This is a genomic window from Streptomyces sp. NPDC104381, from assembly GCF_055583745.1.
The window spans coordinates 67,464-83,666 of record NZ_JBVJNK010000001.1 but is presented as its reverse complement, the minus strand read 5'-3'; the positions used below and the strand labels follow the sequence as shown (position 1 = coordinate 83,666).

The 16,203-nt window shown below is 74.3% G+C and carries 14 protein-coding genes; 12 read left to right on the top strand and 2 right to left on the bottom strand.

The features are described from left to right. Positions 1-318 precede the first annotated feature (318 nt). The 7 genes from ACZ607_RS00370 to ACZ607_RS00340 all read left to right on the top strand — a co-directional run bounded on the left by ACZ607_RS00370 (position 319) and on the right by ACZ607_RS00340 (position 7,947). A complete protein-coding gene (locus tag ACZ607_RS00370; protein WP_469730250.1) occupies positions 319-1,404 on the top strand; it encodes a radical SAM protein in 1,086 nt (361 codons plus the stop codon). Next, the gene (locus tag ACZ607_RS00365) at positions 1,401-2,135 is read left to right on the top strand and encodes an iron-containing redox enzyme family protein (RefSeq protein ID WP_469730248.1); all 735 of its coding nucleotides are present in this window, start codon (positions 1,401-1,403) and stop codon (positions 2,133-2,135) included. Before ACZ607_RS00370 ends, ACZ607_RS00365 begins: the two co-directional genes overlap by 4 nt. Beyond that, the gene (locus tag ACZ607_RS00360; protein ID WP_469730246.1) at positions 2,132-2,377 is read left to right on the top strand and encodes an aroma-sacti cluster domain-containing protein; all 246 of its coding nucleotides are present in this window, start codon (positions 2,132-2,134) and stop codon (positions 2,375-2,377) included. The genes ACZ607_RS00365 and ACZ607_RS00360 overlap by 4 nt, the downstream gene beginning before the upstream one ends. Before the next feature lie 87 nt (positions 2,378-2,464). Beyond that, the gene (locus ACZ607_RS00355; RefSeq protein WP_469730244.1) at positions 2,465-5,584 is read left to right on the top strand and encodes an adenylate/guanylate cyclase domain-containing protein; all 3,120 of its coding nucleotides are present in this window, start codon (positions 2,465-2,467) and stop codon (positions 5,582-5,584) included. A 3-nt stretch (positions 5,585-5,587) separates the two neighbouring features. After that, a complete protein-coding gene (locus tag ACZ607_RS00350; RefSeq protein WP_469730242.1) occupies positions 5,588-6,469 on the top strand; it encodes a S8 family peptidase in 882 nt (293 codons plus the stop codon). Positions 6,470-6,473: 4 nt separating this feature from the next. Then, the gene (locus ACZ607_RS00345; RefSeq protein WP_469731807.1) at positions 6,474-7,049 is read left to right on the top strand and encodes a GAF domain-containing protein; all 576 of its coding nucleotides are present in this window, start codon (positions 6,474-6,476) and stop codon (positions 7,047-7,049) included. A 109-nt stretch (positions 7,050-7,158) separates the two neighbouring features. Further along, positions 7,159-7,947: a sugar phosphate isomerase/epimerase family protein gene (locus ACZ607_RS00340; RefSeq protein ID WP_469730240.1), complete on the top strand. Its 789-nt coding sequence runs from the start codon at positions 7,159-7,161 to the stop codon at positions 7,945-7,947. A 1-nt stretch (position 7,948) separates the two neighbouring features. Here the strand turns inward: ACZ607_RS00340 and ACZ607_RS00335 are convergent, their stop codons facing one another. Further along, positions 7,949-8,854 (bottom strand): EamA family transporter, encoded by a 906-nt coding sequence (locus ACZ607_RS00335; RefSeq protein WP_469730238.1) that lies wholly within the window; start codon positions 8,852-8,854, stop codon positions 7,949-7,951. 98 nt (positions 8,855-8,952) lie between these two features. Between ACZ607_RS00335 and ACZ607_RS00330 the strand changes: the two genes are divergently transcribed. The 5 genes from ACZ607_RS00330 (at position 8,953) to ACZ607_RS00310 (ending at position 14,614) form a co-directional block, all read left to right on the top strand. Then, positions 8,953-9,864 (top strand): LysR family transcriptional regulator, encoded by a 912-nt coding sequence (locus ACZ607_RS00330; protein ID WP_469730237.1) that lies wholly within the window; start codon positions 8,953-8,955, stop codon positions 9,862-9,864. A gap of 106 nt (positions 9,865-9,970) precedes the next feature. Next, positions 9,971-10,579 carry an ArsR/SmtB family transcription factor gene (locus tag ACZ607_RS00325; RefSeq protein WP_469730236.1) on the top strand — a complete coding sequence of 203 codons (609 nt, stop codon included), beginning with the start codon at positions 9,971-9,973 and terminating at the stop codon, positions 10,577-10,579. Further along, positions 10,576-11,871, top strand: coding sequence for an MFS transporter (locus tag ACZ607_RS00320; RefSeq protein ID WP_469730234.1), 1,296 nt, complete (start codon positions 10,576-10,578; stop codon positions 11,869-11,871). Before ACZ607_RS00325 ends, ACZ607_RS00320 begins: the two co-directional genes overlap by 4 nt. A gap of 148 nt (positions 11,872-12,019) precedes the next feature. Then, complete coding sequence (locus ACZ607_RS00315) at positions 12,020-13,876, top strand: glycoside hydrolase family 3 protein (RefSeq protein WP_469730232.1); 1,857 nt, start codon at positions 12,020-12,022, stop codon at positions 13,874-13,876. Between the two features lie 102 nt (positions 13,877-13,978). Further along, entirely contained in the window at positions 13,979-14,614 is a 636-nt protein-coding gene (locus ACZ607_RS00310; protein ID WP_469730230.1) for a hypothetical protein, read from the top strand. A 38-nt stretch (positions 14,615-14,652) separates the two neighbouring features. Here ACZ607_RS00310 and ACZ607_RS00305 read toward each other — a convergent pair whose 3' ends face one another. Then, positions 14,653-16,137: a S28 family serine protease gene (locus ACZ607_RS00305; protein ID WP_469730228.1), complete on the bottom strand. Its 1,485-nt coding sequence runs from the start codon at positions 16,135-16,137 to the stop codon at positions 14,653-14,655. Positions 16,138-16,203: the final 66 nt, after the last annotated feature.

The following is a 16,203-nucleotide window of genomic DNA, read 5'->3' as shown; positions in this document are numbered from 1 at the left end:
CTGAGGTGCCGGGTTTCCGGTGCGGCGGGCCGTTGCCCGCCGTTGCCGAGAAAATTAGGAGGGCCCGCCTGGCGATCGCTTCGGCGGCGGTATGGCTCCGGTATCGGCCCAGTTCAGGGCCGTTCCGTGCGCCGCACCCGGCTTCCGTGGCGGTCCCGGGATCCTGCCTGAGCTGCGCCCATACCGTTCCTGAAGCATCGGTGGACCGTCGTCGAACCGCCGCCCCGCAGCCTGGGTGCACTTCGCGTACGCCGGTGGGTCCACGGGAAACGGTCCCTCCGCGCGCACGCTCCGGCCCCGAGAAGGAGGCGGCCCCGCATGGAACTCGGCGAACTCGTCGGCCGGCGGCCCTTCCCCGCCGCCGGCCTGCTGATCGGCCTCACCCGGCGCTGCCCGCTGAGCTGCGCCCACTGCTCGACCGGCTCGTCCCTGACGACGCGGGAGGAACCGGAGGCCGGCAGCCTGGTGCGCTTCGTCGGCTCGTTCACCCGGGAGAACCGTCCCGACGTGGTGATGCTGACCGGTGGCGAACCGCTGCTGCTGCCCGCGCTCGTCGAGGAGCTGAGCGCCCGGGCCCGCGCGGCCGGATCGCGTACGGCGCTGCTCAGCGGCATGTTCTTCGCCCGGTCCCGGGGGATCCCGCCGCCGGTCCTGCGCGCGATCAGGGGTGTGGACCACTTCTCCGCCAGCCTCGACGCCCACCACGAGCGGGAGGTCCCCCGGGCGGACGTGTTCCGCGCGGTGCACCGGATCCGGGAGACGGGTGTGGCGGTGAGCTTCCACCTCACCGGCCGGGGGGCGGACGACCCCTATCTCGCGGACATCACCCGCGCCGTCGACACGGAGTTCGGCGGGCAGGTCCCCTCGCTGGTCAACGAGGTGCGGGCGTTCGGGCGGGCCTCCTCCTGGGCCGCCCCCGCCCGCACCGGTCCGGAGGCCGGCACGGTGTCACCGTGCGCCATGGCCGCCTGGCCGGTGGTCGCCTTCGACGGCGCGGTACTCGCCTGCTGCAACCAGGACACCGTGGACCTGCGGCCGGCCCCCGCCCACCTGTACCTCGGGCACGTCGGCACCGACGACTGGGCGACCGTACGCGGCCGGGCCCTGGAGTCACCGGTGCTGCGCATGATCCGCACGGTCGGCCCCGCCCATCTGGCCGCGCGTGCGGCGGCCTCCCCCGGCGGCGCGTCGTACTGCCAGGGCTGCCGTGCCCTGGGGTCGGACGACAGGGTGGCGGAGGAGGCCCGTTCGGTGGCGGCGGGGGCCGCCGGGGCGCTGCTGGACCTGGCCGCGGCGCGCCGCGGGGCGGCGGAGGGGCCGGTGGGCGTCGTACGGCACCACGGCTGCGCCGCCTACGCCCCGCTGGTCCTGGCCCGCGTTCCCGCCGGGGGCGGTGCCCGGTGAGCGCCCCCGGGCCGAGCTCCTCGGCGCGGCTGCGGGTCACCCTGCGCCTGCTGGACGCGGAACTGCTGGACGCGACGGAGCACATGTGGCGCCCCGAGGAGCTGCTGCCGCGCTACCGGCGCTACCTGTGCACCATGCACGCCGTGGTGCGGGCCTCGGTCCCGCTGATGCGACGCGCCCTGGAGCGGGCCACGCTGCTGGACGTCCGCGGCGACCCGCTGGCCGGGCCGCTCGTGGCGTACCTGCGCGAGCACATCCTGGAGGAGGAGGGCCACGACGCCTGGCTGCTGGAGGACATCCTCGCGGCGGGCTCGCTGCCGGGGCACGCGCTCGGTCCGATGCCCTCGCCGGTCGTCGCCTCGCTCGCCGGCTCCCAGTACTACTGGGTCGAGCACCACCACCCGGTGGCCCTGCTCGGCTACATCGCGGTGCTGGAGGGTTACGCGCCCGCCCCGGACCTGACGTCCCGGATCGCGGCGGCGACCGGCCTGCCGGACGCGGCCCTGCGGACGGTGCGGGAGCACGCGGCACTGGACACGGGTCACCTGGACGAGTTGTACGCGCTGCTGGACCGGCTGCCGCTGACCCGTGGTCAGGAGTCCGACGTGACGGTCAGCGCCATGCACTCCCTCGACGCGCTCACCCGGCTGTTCGTCCGGCTCGGGCGCTCCGCGGCGGCACCGCCGCCCCGGGGGGCCGGACCCTCCACACCGACGGGAGTCACCCCATGACCCGACCATCCGAAGGCAACGGCACCCCCCGGGCGCCCGGGGACGGTGGACGTCCGCCGCTGCCCGACGCGTTGTACGAGGCCGGCCTGCCGGTGGACATGCTCACCGACGAACAGCGCCTCGTGCTCAGCGAACTCACGGAGGAGGAGCTCGCCGTGCTGCTCGACATCAAGAGCCGGCTGGACGCGGTGGAACCCGAGGTCCAGGCGCACGGCGAGATCGCCGGCGGCGCCCTGTTCTGAGTGGTTCCCGGGCGGGGGCGGGGCCGGTGCGCCGGCCCCGCCCTCCCGTCAGCAGCGCGGCCCCGTCCCCGGAGAGAAGGGAACGTCATGAACTGCACCACGTGCCGCCAGGACCTGCCCCAGGACGCCAGGTTCTGCTCGTCCTGCGGGACGCCGTGCGCCGTCGCGGCCGCGCCCGGGGAGGACGAACGCAAGCCGGTGACGGTGCTGTTCTGCGATCTCGTCGGCTCCACCGCGCTGTCGGGAGTGCTGGACCCCGAGACCCTGCGCACCGTGACGCTGCGGTACTTCGAGGCGATGAGCGCACAGATCGTGGCCCGGGGCGGTACTCCGGAGAAGTTCATCGGAGACGCCGTGATGGCGGTGTTCGGTGTGCCCGTGGTGCGGGAGGACGACGCCCGCCGGGCGCTGGCCGCCGCTCTGGGCATGCGGGACGCGCTGGCCGAGCTCAACGAGGAACTGCGCGCCACCCTCGGTATCACGCTCGCCACCCGGGTCGGTGTCAACACCGGCCAGGTGGTGGCCGGCGGCGACGCGTCGGCCCGTCAGGCGCTGGTGTCCGGGGAGACCGTGAACATCGCGGCGCGGCTGGAGCAGCACGCCGGGGCGGGTGAGATCCTCCTCGGCCCCGACACCCTGCTGGCCGCCGGGCCCACGGTCTCCGCCGAGCCCACCGGGCCGCTCCGGCTGAAGGGCAAGCAGGACAGTGTGGAGGCCTACCGGCTGCTGGCCCTGGGAGCGGACGATCCGGAGCTGCTGCGCCGCTTCGACGTGCCCTTCGTCGGGCGCCGCGCCGAGCGGGACGCACTGGACGCGGCCCTGTCGGACACCGTGCGCGCGGGGCGGGCCGGTCTGCTGCGCGTCATCGGCGAGCCCGGCATCGGCAAGACCCGGCTCGTACGGGAGTGGCTGGCCCGGCGGTCCGCCTCGGGGGCCCTCTCCTACGGCGCCGGCCGGTGCCGCGGAAACGGGGACCGAGGCACGCTCACCCCGCTCGCCGACGCCCTGCGCGGCCTGCCGGCCCTCTCCGTCCGCCAGGAGGCCCGTGCGGCCGACGACGCGACGGCGCTGCTGTCGGCCGGGCTGCTGCGCGACGGCACGCCGAACGCGCCGTTCGAGGACATGTGCGCCGCGCTGGCGACGGCGCTGGGCCGTGCGGCCCGGGACAGGCCCTTCGTGCTGGTGCTCGACGACACGCACGAGGCGGCGCCCCTGCTGACGCGCACCCTGGAACGGCTGGCCGACGGCTCGGGGCCCGCCGGTGTGCTGATCGTCTGTGTGGGCCGGCCGGACGGGACGGCCGGCTCCGGGGACTGCCTCCAGCTCGCGGGACTGCCCCGTGAGGAGAGTGCCCGGCTCGCCGGCCTGCTGACGCGGCTCGACGGCGGCGCGGGGCCGGTGGACGAGCATCTCCTGTCCCGGGCCGAGGGCAATCCGCTTCATCTGGAACAACTCCTGGTCGGCAGCCGGACGGACGGCGCCGGGTCGGCGCTTCCTCCTACGCTCCAGGCCCTGCTGGGCGCCCGGATCGGGGCACTCGCCCGGACCGAGAGGACCATGGTCGGCCTCGCCGCCGTGATCGGCCGGGAGTTCACCTCGGCGGAGCTCCTGCTGCTGGAGACGTCCGCGCGGCTGGCGGAACTGCGGGGGCCCGCCGCGGTGAACGTCCCGGCCGCCGACCGGGCGCACCGGCTGGGGCTCATCGAGGAGATGCTGGTGGCGCTGGCCGGGCGACGGCTCGTGGAGCCGGGGGCGGGCCCGGAGCCGGCGTCGTACCGGTTCAGCAGCGGTCTGGTGCACGAGGTGACGTACGCCTCCTTGTCCAAGCGCGCCAAGGCGGACCGTCATGCCTGGGCGGCCGAACTGCCCGGGGTGCTGCGGGCCGGGGACGGCGCCGTCGGCGGCCATCTCGAACGGGCCTGGCGCTACCGGACCGAGCTCGGGCTGCTCGACGACCGGACCGGGCGGCTGCGCGGCCGTGCCGCCGCCGCACTGGGCCGCGCCGGCGCCCAGGCGGTGTCCCGGTCCGACCTCGCCTGGGCGGACGACCTGCTGGAGCGGGCGGTCGAGCTGGACCCGGACGACGCGGGCTCGGTGCGCAGGCTCGGCGAGGTCCGGGTGGCGCTGGGGCGGACCGCGAGCGGGGCGCGGCTGCTGCGCCGCGTGGCGGGGCTGGACCCGGAGTCCGTGGAGTCCGCACACGCCAGGCTCGCCCTCGCGGTGCTGGACCCCTCGGGCCCCGGCCCCGGGCTCACGGCGACGGCGCGGGCGGTGCTGCCGGTCTTCGAGGCGGCGGGCGACGCGGTCGGCCGGGCCAGGTCCCATCTGCGGCTCGCCCAGCACCTCCAGCAGGCCGGCCGGCACGAGGAGGCGGAACGTGACCAGGCGTGCGCCCTGGAGCAGGCGGTGCTGGCCGGAGCCGAACCGGAACGGGCGGCCGCGCTCGGGGCCATCGGCATCTCCCTGTGGCGCGGCCCGGTGCCCGCACCCGAGGCGGTGGCCCGCTGCCTGGGCCTGCTGGCCGCGCACGGGGAGGGCCGCCCGACGGTCAGACTCACCCTGAACTGCCCCCTGGCGGTGCTGTACGCGCTCCAGGACCGGCCCCGCGAGGCGTACGCCTGCCTCTCGGAGGCCCAGGAGCTGGCGGGGACGCTGCGGTTCGCCGAGGCCGAGGTGTTCCTGCCCGTGTTCCGGGCCGCCGTCGAGGCACTGCTCGGACGCGGCGGCACGGCGCTGGAGCTGCTGGCCGGGGCCGACGAGGCGGCCCGGCGCGCCGACGCGGCGGGGCTGCGGACCGCCGTGGCGCTGGACGCGGCCCGGATCGAGCTGGACGAGGGCCGGACCGGGCGGGCGGTGGCCTGGATCTCGGGCATCGGTGAGGCATCGGAGCTGAGCCCCGCGGACGCCGTCGACCTGAACGGGCTCCGGGGCCGGCTGGCCGCCGCGGACGGGCGTCCGGCGGAGGCGGCGGGGCACGCGGACCGGGCCGTGCGGGCGTCGCTGCTCACGGACTCCCCGCTGGTCCGGGCGACGGCCGAACTGGACCGGGCGCGCACGCTGTTCGCGCTGGGGCGGCGGGCCCCGGCACTGGTCTCGGCACGCGCGGCGCGGGAGCACTTCATGAGCAAGGGACATCTGCCGGGAGCCCGCCGGGCCGCCGGCTGTGTGCCCGACGAGGCCATGGTCACCACGACGGAGAGGAGCTGACCGATGGGAACCGTCGGAACAGGCACGGTCCCGGGGCAGGGACTCACCTGGAGCCTGCGCGGACGCGGCCCCGACGACGTACCGGTCCCCGCGGACGAGGGGCCGCCGGGCGGTCTGCCCGCGCGGCAGGCGACCGGGCGCGGGGTGCGGGTGTGCGTGGTGGACTCCGGTGTGGAGCTCGACCACCCGCTGGTCGGCCCGGTGGAGAGTTCCTGGGTGGTGGTCAAGGACCCGGAGAGCGGGGCGGTCACGGTCGAGCCGACCGGCACCGGCGACACCTGCGGACACGGCACGGCGTGCGCGGGGATCATCCGCCGCACCGCGCCCGACTGCGAGATCCACAGCGTACGGGTGCTGGGCGAGCGGTTCTCCGGCACCGGCGAGGTGCTGATGGCCGGGCTCCGCTGGGCCGTGGAGCAGCGCTTCGACGTGGTGAACCTGAGCCTGTCGACGACCCGCACCCGGTTCGCCCCCGAGCTGCACGGTCTCGCCGACCGCGCGTACTTCGGCCGCACGGTGATCGTCGCCTCGGCGCACAACACCCCTGTGGAGAGCTTCCCCTGGCGGTTCGCCTCGGTGATCTCCGTGGGCAGCCACCAGGAGGACGACGAGCTGCACCTCTACAACCCGGAGCCTCCGGTGGAGTTCTTCGGGCCGGGACAGAACGTGTCCGTGCCGTGGCTGGGCGGCCGGACGATCCGCACGACGGGGAACAGCTTCGCCACCCCGTACGTCGCGGGGCTCTGCGCCCGCGTCCTCTCCGGGCACCCCAGGATGACGGCCTTCCAGCTCAAGAACGCCCTCTACCTCTCCGCGGCCAACGTGCACGCGGACCCGCGTCCTTCCACAGCGGCAGGAGACACCCGTGACGACTCCGAGAACTGACGCCATGCCCACCTCCCCGTCCTTCCACGCCCCGGGCGACGCCGCCCGGCACGAGCTGCTCCAGTCGGTCGTCGACGTGGCGCGGGCGATCTTCGGGGCGGCGGCCAGCTCCGTCTGCCTGCTGGACGAGGAGGCGGACGAGCTGGTCTTCCAGGCGGTGTCCGGCGAGGGCGAGGCGTTCCTGGTGGGGCGCAGGTTCCCCGCCGGGCGCGGAATCGCCGGCTGGGTGGCGACCTCGGGTGAGCCCATGGTGGTGGACGACCTGAGCCGGAACGCGTCGTTCGACCGCTCGCTGGCGGAGTCCACCGAGTACGTCCCGGACGCCCTGATGGCCGCCCCGCTGATCAGCGAGTCACGCGTCCTGGGGGTCCTGGAGGTGCTGGATCCCTCTCCCCAGGCACGGTCGGGCGTCCGTGAGCTGGACCTGCTGGCGATGTTCGCCCGGCAGGCGGCGGCGGCGCTGCGGGTGCTCGCCCCGCACGCGGCGGCCACCGGCGGACGGGGCCTGGAGGGCGAACGCCGCGAGGACGCGCTGGAGTTGCTCGGCAGCCTGGAGCGACTGCTGCGGGGCACGGGCTGAGGGACCGTACGCTGGGCGTCGCGCGGGAGTGACGGCCGGTTCCGGAGGGCAGGAGCCGGGTGAGTGCCGGGCCGTTCCCGCACCGGCCCCCAGCGGAAGGACACAGATCGTGAAGCTCGCTTTCTCGACCCTCGGAGTTCCGGGCATGCCCGTCGCGGACGTGGTGCGGCTCGCCGCCGGGCAGGGCTACCAGGGGGTCGAACTGCGCGCCCACCCGGAGGAGCCGGTGCACCCCGGCCTCGGACCCCTGGAGCGGGCCGCCGTGGTGGAGGAGTTCAAGCGGGGCGGGGTGGAGATACTCACCGTCGCCGGTTACGCGAAGGTGGCCGCCGAGGGCGACGACGAGCCGGTGCTCGCCGAGCTCGCCGGGCTGGTGGACCTGGCCCACGACCTGGGCGCCCCGTACGTCCGGGTGTTCCCCGGCGGCGGCGGCCAGGACCCGGCGGACGCCGACGCGGCGGCGGCACGGCGGCTGGGGGCCGCCGCCCCGCACGCCGCCGACCGGGGCGTACGGATCCTGCTGGAGACGCATGACTCGCACCGCGCCGGAGCCGATGTGGCGCGGGTGGTGGGCACGGTCGGGCACGGGCAGATCGGCGCGATCTGGGACGTCATGCACACCTGGCTGGCCGGCGAGGAACCGGCGGCCAGCCATGCGGTGCTGGCCCCGCACCTGGGATACGTACAGGTGAAGGACATCGCCTCCGCCGAGGACACCACGCCGCTGCCCCTCGGCGCCGGGACGCTGCCGCTGAGGGAGTGCCTGGACACCGTGGACGCGGACGGCTGGGTCTGCTGGGAGTACGAGAAGCGGTGGTACGCCGGTGCGGCCGACCTGCCGGAACTGCTGGCGGCGGGCCGGGAGCACATCCTGCGGCTCGGAGCGCCGAAGCAGTAGGTCAGACCGGCAGCCGTTCGGCCCCCGGCAGCGGTGCGGCGGCGACGGCGGGGCGGGGCCTGGCCAGCGAGGTCAGGGCCACCCCGCCGACCAGCAGCGCCGCCGCGCACCACCGCAGGGGGCTGACCGGTTCGCCGAGGAACAGCGCGGCCGACGACATCCCGAAGACGGGCACCAGCAGGGTGAACGGGGCGACGGACGAGGCCGGGTGGTGGCGGAGCAGGAAGCCCCAGGCGGCGAAGCCGAAGACCGTGGAGATCCAGGCGACGTAGACGACGGTGCCGGCGCCGGTCCAGTCGAGCGCCTTCAGGGCCTCGGTGTCGCGGTCCCAGCCCTCGAGGAGCAGGGACAGGCCGAGGAGCGGCACGACCGGGACGGTCGACACCCACACCATGAAGTTGAGGGAGTCCCGTGGAGCCGCCTTGCGGGTGATCACGTTGGACACCCCCCAGCACGCCGCCGCCACGACCACCAGGACGAAGGCGAGCACCGGCCCGCCCGCCCCCTCGTCCACGGCGGCCACACCGATGCCCGCGAGCGCGATCCCCATGCCCAGGACGCGGGTCCTGCCGGGCCGTTCGGACAGCACCAGGGCCGCGAACAGGGCGGTGAAGACGGCCTGGACCTGGAGGACCAGGGAGGAGAGGCCGGCGGGCATCCCCCGGTCCATCCCGATGAAGAGCAGCCCGAACTTGGCCACGCCCAGCGCGAGCCCCACCCCGATGACGTACTTCCACGCCACCGTGGGCCTGCCGACGAGGAACACGGCGGGCAGGGCGGCGACGAGGAAGCGCAGGGCGGAGAAGAGCAGGGGCGGGAAGTGGGCGAGACCCAGCTCGATGACGACGAAGTTCACGCCCCAGACGGCGGCGACCAGCGCGGCCAGGGCGATGTGGAGAGGACGCATGGACCGAGCATCCGGTGCCGGGACCATGTAGCACCAGCGCGGATTTCTTCATGGTTGGATTGAGAGCTGCTGAAGCTTCCCGCTCGTCGGAGGTCCCGGTGCTCGATCTGTCCCGGCTGCGCGCCCTGCACGCCGTCTCCGTCCACGGCTCCGTCGCGGGCGCCGCCGCCGCGCTCGGCTACACCGCATCCGCCGTCTCCCAGCAGATCACCAAGCTGGAGCGGGAGACCCGCACCACCCTGCTCGAACGGCGCGGACGCGGGGTGGCGCTCACCGAGGAGGCGCTCCATCTCGCCTCCACCGCCCAGCAGTTGCTGGCGATCGTGGAGCAGGCCGAGACGACGCTGGAGCAGCGCAGGGGGCAGCCGACGGGCCGGCTGTCCATCGCCGCGTTCGCCTCGGCCGCGCGCGGGCTGCTGCCGGGGGTGCTGGCGGAGCTGGAGCGGGAGCACCCGGCGCTGGACGCACGGCTCGCGGAGGTCGATCCGCACCTCTCGGTCGACCTGGTGGCGAAGGGCGTGGTCGACATCGCGGTGGCCCACGACTGGGACATCAGCCCGCTGCCCGCACCGGAGGGCCTCGCCCAGGCGGTGCTGGGGGACGACCGGTGCGATCTGCTGGTGTCGGAGGGCCATCCGCTCGCCGGCCGGGACGCGGTGCGGCGCGAGGAGCTGGCGAAGGAGCGGTGGGTGTGCCAGCCGCCCGGCACGGTGTGCCACGACTGGCTCGTACGGACGCTCCGGGCGGCGGGTTACGAGCCGGACATCCGGCATCGCGCGGAGGAGAACCACACCCAGCTGGCCCTGGTCGCGGCCGGGCTGGGCGTGGCGATGATCCCCCGGCTGGGGCGCGGGCCGCTGCCGCCGGGTGTGGTCGCGGTGCGGCTCGACCCCGTACCGGTGAGGCGGCTGTACGCGCTGTGGCGCACGGAGGCGGCGCGCCGGCCCGCGATCACCGCGGCGGTGTCGGTGCTCCAGGCGGCGTCGGAGACGTTGCGGGAAGCCGGCTGAGACCGGGCGGGCGGGCAGCACCCCCTTGACGCACCCCAGGGAATGCGCAACACATCTTGCGCAATTTTTATTGCGCATATTTTCCTTTCTGCCTACGCTCCATGCCATGGCCAAGGAGAAGCAGACGCCGACCATCACCGATCTCGACACGCTGAAGGTCTTCGCCCATCCCCTGCGGATCGCCCTCTACCGGCATCTGAGGACGGCGGAGGCGGCCACGGCCTCCCAGCTCGCGGAGCAGGTGGACGAGGCGGTCGCCCTGGTCAGCTACCACCTGCGCAAGATGGCGGCCCACGGTTTCCTCGTCGAGGCGCCGGAGCTGAGCACCGACGGTCGCGAACGCTGGTGGAGGCTCGCGTCGGACCGGGGGTGGAGCTTCCGCAGCTCCGACTTCACAGGGGACCCGGAGGGCGCCGCGGTGGTCGGGCAGGTGACGCGCCATCTGATCGCGGCCCGCGCGGAGCGCTACTCCGCCTATCTCGACCAGCAGACGGCCTGGCCCGAGGAGTGGACCGACGCCTCGTTCAGCTCCGAGTACACCCCGCGGCTGACGGCGGTCGAACTGGCCGGCCTGGGCGAGGAGATCGCCGCGCTCGTGCGGCGTTACGACGAACGCGGGCGGGCGGCGGAAGCCGCCGGCGACACCACCGGCCGCGAGCACGTCGCCCTGCATCTGTACGGGTTCCCCTACCGCTCCCCCGGCGGCACGGCATGACGGAACCGGGCGCGATATCGGCGCCGGCCGGATCGCCGCCCGCCCACCGGGACGCGAACGTGCTGCGCTGGCTCGGCGCACTCACCCTCTCGCTCCTGGGTGACAACGTGTACTTCCTGGCTCTCTCCTGGGCGGCGATCCACGTCGGCGGCCCCGCCGAGGCGGGGCTGGTCCTGGCCGCCGGGTCCCTGCCGCGCGTCGTGCTCATGCTGGGCGGAGGCGTGCTGGCCGACCGGTTCGGGCCGCGCAGAGTGATGATCGGCAGCGATGTGACGCGCTGCGCGGTGATCCTGGCCATGGCGGGCACCGTGGCCGTCTCGACGCCGGGCGTGTGGCTGCTGGTGCTGCTGGGCCTGGTCTTCGGGGCGGTGGACGCCTTGTTCCTGCCGTCGGTCGGCGCCCTGCCGCCCCGGATCACCGGCCCGGACCAACTGGCCCGTGTGCAGGGGCTCCGGGGGCTCGCCACCCGTGCGGCCACCATCGGGGGTTCACCCCTGGGCGGCCTGGCGCTGGCGCTGGGCGGTCCGGCCTCGGCGTTCGCGGTCGCCGGCGCCCTGTTCGCGGTGTCCGTGCCCCTCCTGGTGGCCCTGAAGGTCGCACCCCTCCCCCGGGCCGACGGCGGGGAGGCCGGGGGGCGCGCCACCGCGTGGCACGACCTCGCCGACGGACTCCGGCACATCCGGCGCCACCGGGTCCTGGCTCCGCTGGTGCTCGTCATCGCGACGGGCGACCTCGGCTTCGCCGGCCCGCTCAACATCGGCCTGGCCCTGCTGGCGGACGAGCACGGCTGGGGCGCCGCCGGGCTCGGCTGGATCGTGGGCGGCTTCGGCCTGGGGGCGGCCGGCGCCTCGCTCCTTCTCGCCGCCCGCGGCCGCCTCCCGCGCGCGGGGCTCGTGCAGCAGGGGTGCCTGGCCCTCGGGGCGGTGGCCATCGGCGCACTCGCCTTCGCCCCTTCCCTGGGCGTCGCGGTCGCGGTCGGCGTCGCCATCGGTCTGACCGCCGGGCTCAGCGGCGCCCTGTGCGCGGCCCTGTTGCAGACGGCCGCCGACCCCGCGTACCTGGGCCGGGTCACCTCGGTGGCGGCTCTGTCCTCGCTCGGCATCGCCCCGCTGACGTATCCCCTCAGCGGGGCGGCCATCGCCGCCTGGGGGACGCAGCCGGTGTTCACCGGCAGCGCCGCGTTCGTGGCACTCGGGGCTCTCGTCGGGCTCGGCACCCGGTCGTTGCGGCGCGCGGAACTGCCGGGGGCGGGAGCCGTCCCGGCCGGGTCGTCCGGTCCGGCCGGGGACTGAGGGCCCTGCGGGCCGCACCCATGTCCGGGCATGTCCGCCCTCCCCCGCCTGCGTCACGCCCGTTCTCGGGCCGCCCCCTTGACTGGTAGTTACTTTCCATATATCCGTACCTTCTTGGAAGTTTCTTTCAGCACCGGAAGGGGCTCACGTGCACCACCGCACCTCCAGACGCACCCTCCTCACCGCCACCGCGGCGACGGCCGCCGCCGCGGCGACCGGCGTCGCGGCTCTTCCCGGCGCCGCGCAGGCAGCCACCGCCGGAACCTCCACGGACAGCCGCCTCAAACGGCTCATCGCCCGGATGAGCCTGGAGGAGAAGGTCGGCCAGCTCTTCGTGATGCGGGTGTACGGGCACTCCGCCACCGAGCCCGACCAGGCGGACATCGACGCCAACCTCGCCGAGATCGGGGTCCGTGACGCCGCCGAGCTGATCTCCACGTACCACGTCGGCGGCATCATCTACTTCGCCTGGGCGCACAACACCCGCGACCCGCACCAGATCGCCGACCTCTCCAACGGCATCCAGCGCGCCGGGCTCGCGGGCCGCACCCCGCTGCCGCTCCTGGTCTCCACCGACCAGGAGCACGGCATCGTCTGCCGCGTCGGGGAGCCCGCGACCCTGCTGCCGGGCGCGATGGCGCTGGGCGCGGGCGGTTCGCGTGCCGACACCCGGGAGGCGGCCCGGATCGCCGGTGCCGAGCTGGCCGCCCTGGGCATCAACCAGAACTACGCCCCGGACGCCGACGTCAACGTCAACCCGGCCAACCCGGTCATCGGCGTACGCTCCTTCGGCTCCGACCCGCAGTCCGTGGCCGGTCTGGTCGCCGCGCAGGTGAAGGGCTATCAGGGCGCCGGGATCGCCTCCACCGCCAAGCACTTCCCGGGGCACGGCGACACCAGCACCGACAGCCACACCGGGCTCCCCGTCATCACGCACACCCGCGCGCAGTGGGCCGAACTGGACGCCCCGCCGTTCCGGGCGGCCATCGCCGCGGGCATCGACTCGATCATGACCGCGCACATCGTGGTGCCCGCCCTGGACGCCTCCGAGGACCCGGCGACCCTGTCCCGCCCGATCCTCACCGGCATCCTGCGCGAGGAGCTCGGCTACGACGGTGTCGTGGTCACCGACGCCCTGGGGATGGAGGGCGTCCGCACGAAGTACGGCGACGAGCGCGTCCCCGTCCTCGCGCTGCTGGCGGGCGTGGACCAGCTGCTCAACCCGCCGGATCTCAAGGTCGCCTGGAACGCCGTCCTGGAGGCCGTGAGGGGCGGCGAGATCAGCGAGGCCCGCATCGAGGAATCGATCCTGCGCATCCTGCGGCTGAAGAACCGGCTGGGGCTGTTCCGCGACCCGTACGTCACCCACCGGGGCGTCGACCGCACGGTCGGCATCCGGTCGCACCTCGCCGCCGCCGACCGGATCGCGGAGCGGACGACGACGCTGCTGGCGAACAACGGATCGCTGCTGCCGCTCTCCCGCCGGTCCCACAAGAAGCTCCTGGTGGTCGGCGCCGACCCGGCGTCCCCCTCCGGCACGACGGGTCCGCCGACGACGACGCTCGCCGGGGCCTTCGGGGAGCTGGGATTCGCGGCGACCGCGCTGTCCACCGGCACGGCCCCCACCCAGGCGAAGATCGCCGAGGCGGTGGCCGCGGCGAAGGGCAAGGACGCGGTGGTCGTCGGCACGTACAACGTCACGGCGACCAGCACGCAGCGCACCCTGGTCAGCGCCCTGGCGGCGACCGGGGTCCCGGTGATCACGCTGGCGATCCGCAATCCGTACGACGTCGCCCATCTGGCGGGGACGGGCCACGCGGCGAGCCTCGCCGCGTACTCCTGGACGGACGTCGAACTGCGGGCGGCCGCCCGCGTGATCGCGGGGCGCGCGCGGCCGGAGGGCAGGCTGCCGGTCCCGGTGCAGCGGGCGGACGCCCCCGCGCAGGCGCTGTACCCCGTCGGCTACGGGCTGTCGTACCGGCGCCACGTCACGCCCTCGCCGTAACCACCCAATTGAGCGAAAAACACCCCGTGCACCTGGCGTGCCCCCGCTCCGGCGGGTCACGCTGGGTGCACGTCCTCGTGGGCGTACGGGGGGTCGTCATCCATGGAAGAGCACCGTGCCGCAGGGGTGTCACGCACGCTTCTGCCCGCCCTCCTGGCCTTGGTCGCGGCGCTCTGTGCGGGCGCCTGCCGCCCGTCGCCCGGCGGCGCCCGGGGCGCACCCGCCGACGGATCACGGAGCGGTGCGGCGCCCTCGGGGTACGGGGCGGAGTTCCTGGGGCCGGCGGACTGCAGCTCGCGCGGTGCGGCGTTCCGTGAGGTGTCGTGCCGCAGCGAGAAGGCGGCGGCGAAGGTGCTGGCCCGCCACACCGGTGCGCCGTCGGACGGACCGGCGTGCCCGCCACCGACCGACTTCGTCCTGCACATCTCCCCGGGCGGCCCCACCGCCTCGGACGGCGCCGCCGCCACGCCCCGCGGGTACGCCTGCATGCGCAACCTGGAGTCCCCGCACCCGGGCGACCCCGGACAGGGCGGCGGCCCGCTGACGGTCGTCGGGGACTGTGTCCACGGCTTCCGCGAGGGCGAGGTGAAGGAGACCGCCTGCGACGGATCGGGCGAGCGCCCCCCGGAGTTCGTCATCGCCTCGGCGGTGGCGCGGCGCGCGCTCTGCCCCGGCGGCACGGATCTCTATGTGCGGCTGGGCGGGGACAGACCGGTGGGCTGCGCCCGCCGGGTGTGAACCACCCGGCGCGCACAGCCCACTCGGGGCGTCCTTCCTTACGGACGCAGCGTCCCCCGGTCCCGCTCCAGTTCGGCGTCGCGCACGTCCAGGCGCGAGTCGAACGTCGCGAGGGGCTTCGCCTTCGCCGGGTCGGCCTCGACGGCCGCGGGCGCGACCCCGGCCCAGCGCAGGATGGCCGCGGTGGCCTTGGCCTTCTCCTCGGCGACGAGTCCGGCGACCTTGGAACCGTGGTTGCCGCCCGGCACCGTGTAGACGTAGCTGTCACGGGCGCCGCGGCCCAGGTGGAAGGGCTCGGCACCCCACGGGTCGTTCTCGCCGTAGACGTACAGCATGTTCCTGGCGTTGTTCCGGACCCAGTTGTCCACGTCACGCATGGCCGAGGGCTGGAACTTCATCGGGATCGAGCGCGGCACGAAGCTGCGCGGCGGCTGGTAGCCGTAGCGGCTCAGCTTCCCGAGCCAGGGCTGCTTGATGTCGGGCGATCCCAGCTGGGTGCCGGCCTGGTAGTAGTACGGCGTGTACGTCTCCAGACCCTGGTCGGCGTAGGCCGAGAAGCCCGAGATGCCGTCGACGGAGTCCCAGATCTCCTGGTCGGTGGCGTTCGGCGCGTCGGCCGGGATGGTGTCGCAGTCGGCGAGCAGGCTGTACTGCCAGTACGCCCACACGTAGTCCATGACCGTGGCCTCGTAGGCCTTGTCGAGGGTGCCGACGGTGTTGAACGTGAGGCCGTTCCCGTCGGCGTACTCCTTGAACTTCTTCTCCAGCGGCTCCCGGCGGACGAGGGCCTCGCGCTGGACGCCGTTGAGGCGGTCGCGGCACTCCTTGGTGCCGACCTTCGCGAAGAACCGGTCGTACGCCGAGTCCTCCTTGTTGTTCACGTCGTTGGGCGCGACGTAGGCGACGACGCCGTCCATGTCCTTCGGGTAGAAGCGCTCGAAGTAGGTGGCGGTCATGCCGCCCTTGGAGCCGCCGGTGGTCAGCCAGTTCTTCGAGTAGATCTTCTTCAGCGCCTTGAAGACCCGGTGCTGGTCGCTGGCGGCCTGCCAGATGTCCAGCTTCGACCAGTCGGCGGGCGCCGGGCGGGAGGGCGTGAAGAACCGGTACTCCAGGGAGACCTGGTTGCCGTCGACGATCTGCGTGGGCTCGCTGCGGCTGGGGTTGGTCGAGACGTTGTAGCCGCTGGTGAAGAAGACCGTGGGCCGGGTGGTGTCCTTGTGCAGCAGGGTGATCCGCTGCTGGAAGGTGCCCTTGGACGGGTGCTTGTGGTCGACCGGCTGGGTGTAGTTCAGGACGAAGAAGCGGTAGCCGGGGTAGGGCTTCTCCTCGATCAGGCTCATTCCCGGGATGGCCAGGATGCGGTCCTTGATGTCCTCGCTGCTGCTCTCGCTGCTGCTGGTGTGACCGCTGCCCTGCTTCGCGGCCGGTTCTGCGGCGGTGGCCGCTCCGGCCGAGGCTCCGGTCGCACTCACTGTGCCTATGAGCACGGCGAGCGACAGAACACCTCTGAGCGCCTTGCGCATGCACCCTCCCCTTGATTCACGACAGTCGCCGTGAACCTAGCGGGGGCACCACCTGCCACGCCAGAC

What these genes read in the sequence shown, in the direction of transcription:
- ACZ607_RS00350 (WP_469730242.1), top strand. Translation starts at nt 5,588, where the DNA reads ATGGGAACCGTCGGAACAGGCACGGTCCCGGGGCAGGGACTCACCTGG.
- ACZ607_RS00335 (WP_469730238.1), bottom strand. Translation starts at nt 8,854, where the DNA reads ATGCGTCCTCTCCACATCGCCCTGGCCGCGCTGGTCGCCGCCGTCTGG.
- ACZ607_RS00325 (WP_469730236.1), top strand. Translation starts at nt 9,971, where the DNA reads ATGGCCAAGGAGAAGCAGACGCCGACCATCACCGATCTCGACACGCTG.
- ACZ607_RS00345 (WP_469731807.1), top strand. Translation starts at nt 6,474, where the DNA reads ATGCCCACCTCCCCGTCCTTCCACGCCCCGGGCGACGCCGCCCGGCAC.
- ACZ607_RS00355 (WP_469730244.1), top strand. Translation starts at nt 2,465, where the DNA reads ATGAACTGCACCACGTGCCGCCAGGACCTGCCCCAGGACGCCAGGTTC.
- ACZ607_RS00305 (WP_469730228.1), bottom strand. Translation starts at nt 16,137, where the DNA reads ATGCGCAAGGCGCTCAGAGGTGTTCTGTCGCTCGCCGTGCTCATAGGC.
- ACZ607_RS00360 (WP_469730246.1), top strand. Translation starts at nt 2,132, where the DNA reads ATGACCCGACCATCCGAAGGCAACGGCACCCCCCGGGCGCCCGGGGAC.
- ACZ607_RS00310 (WP_469730230.1), top strand. Translation starts at nt 13,979, where the DNA reads ATGGAAGAGCACCGTGCCGCAGGGGTGTCACGCACGCTTCTGCCCGCC.
- ACZ607_RS00370 (WP_469730250.1), top strand. Translation starts at nt 319, where the DNA reads ATGGAACTCGGCGAACTCGTCGGCCGGCGGCCCTTCCCCGCCGCCGGC.
- ACZ607_RS00320 (WP_469730234.1), top strand. Translation starts at nt 10,576, where the DNA reads ATGACGGAACCGGGCGCGATATCGGCGCCGGCCGGATCGCCGCCCGCC.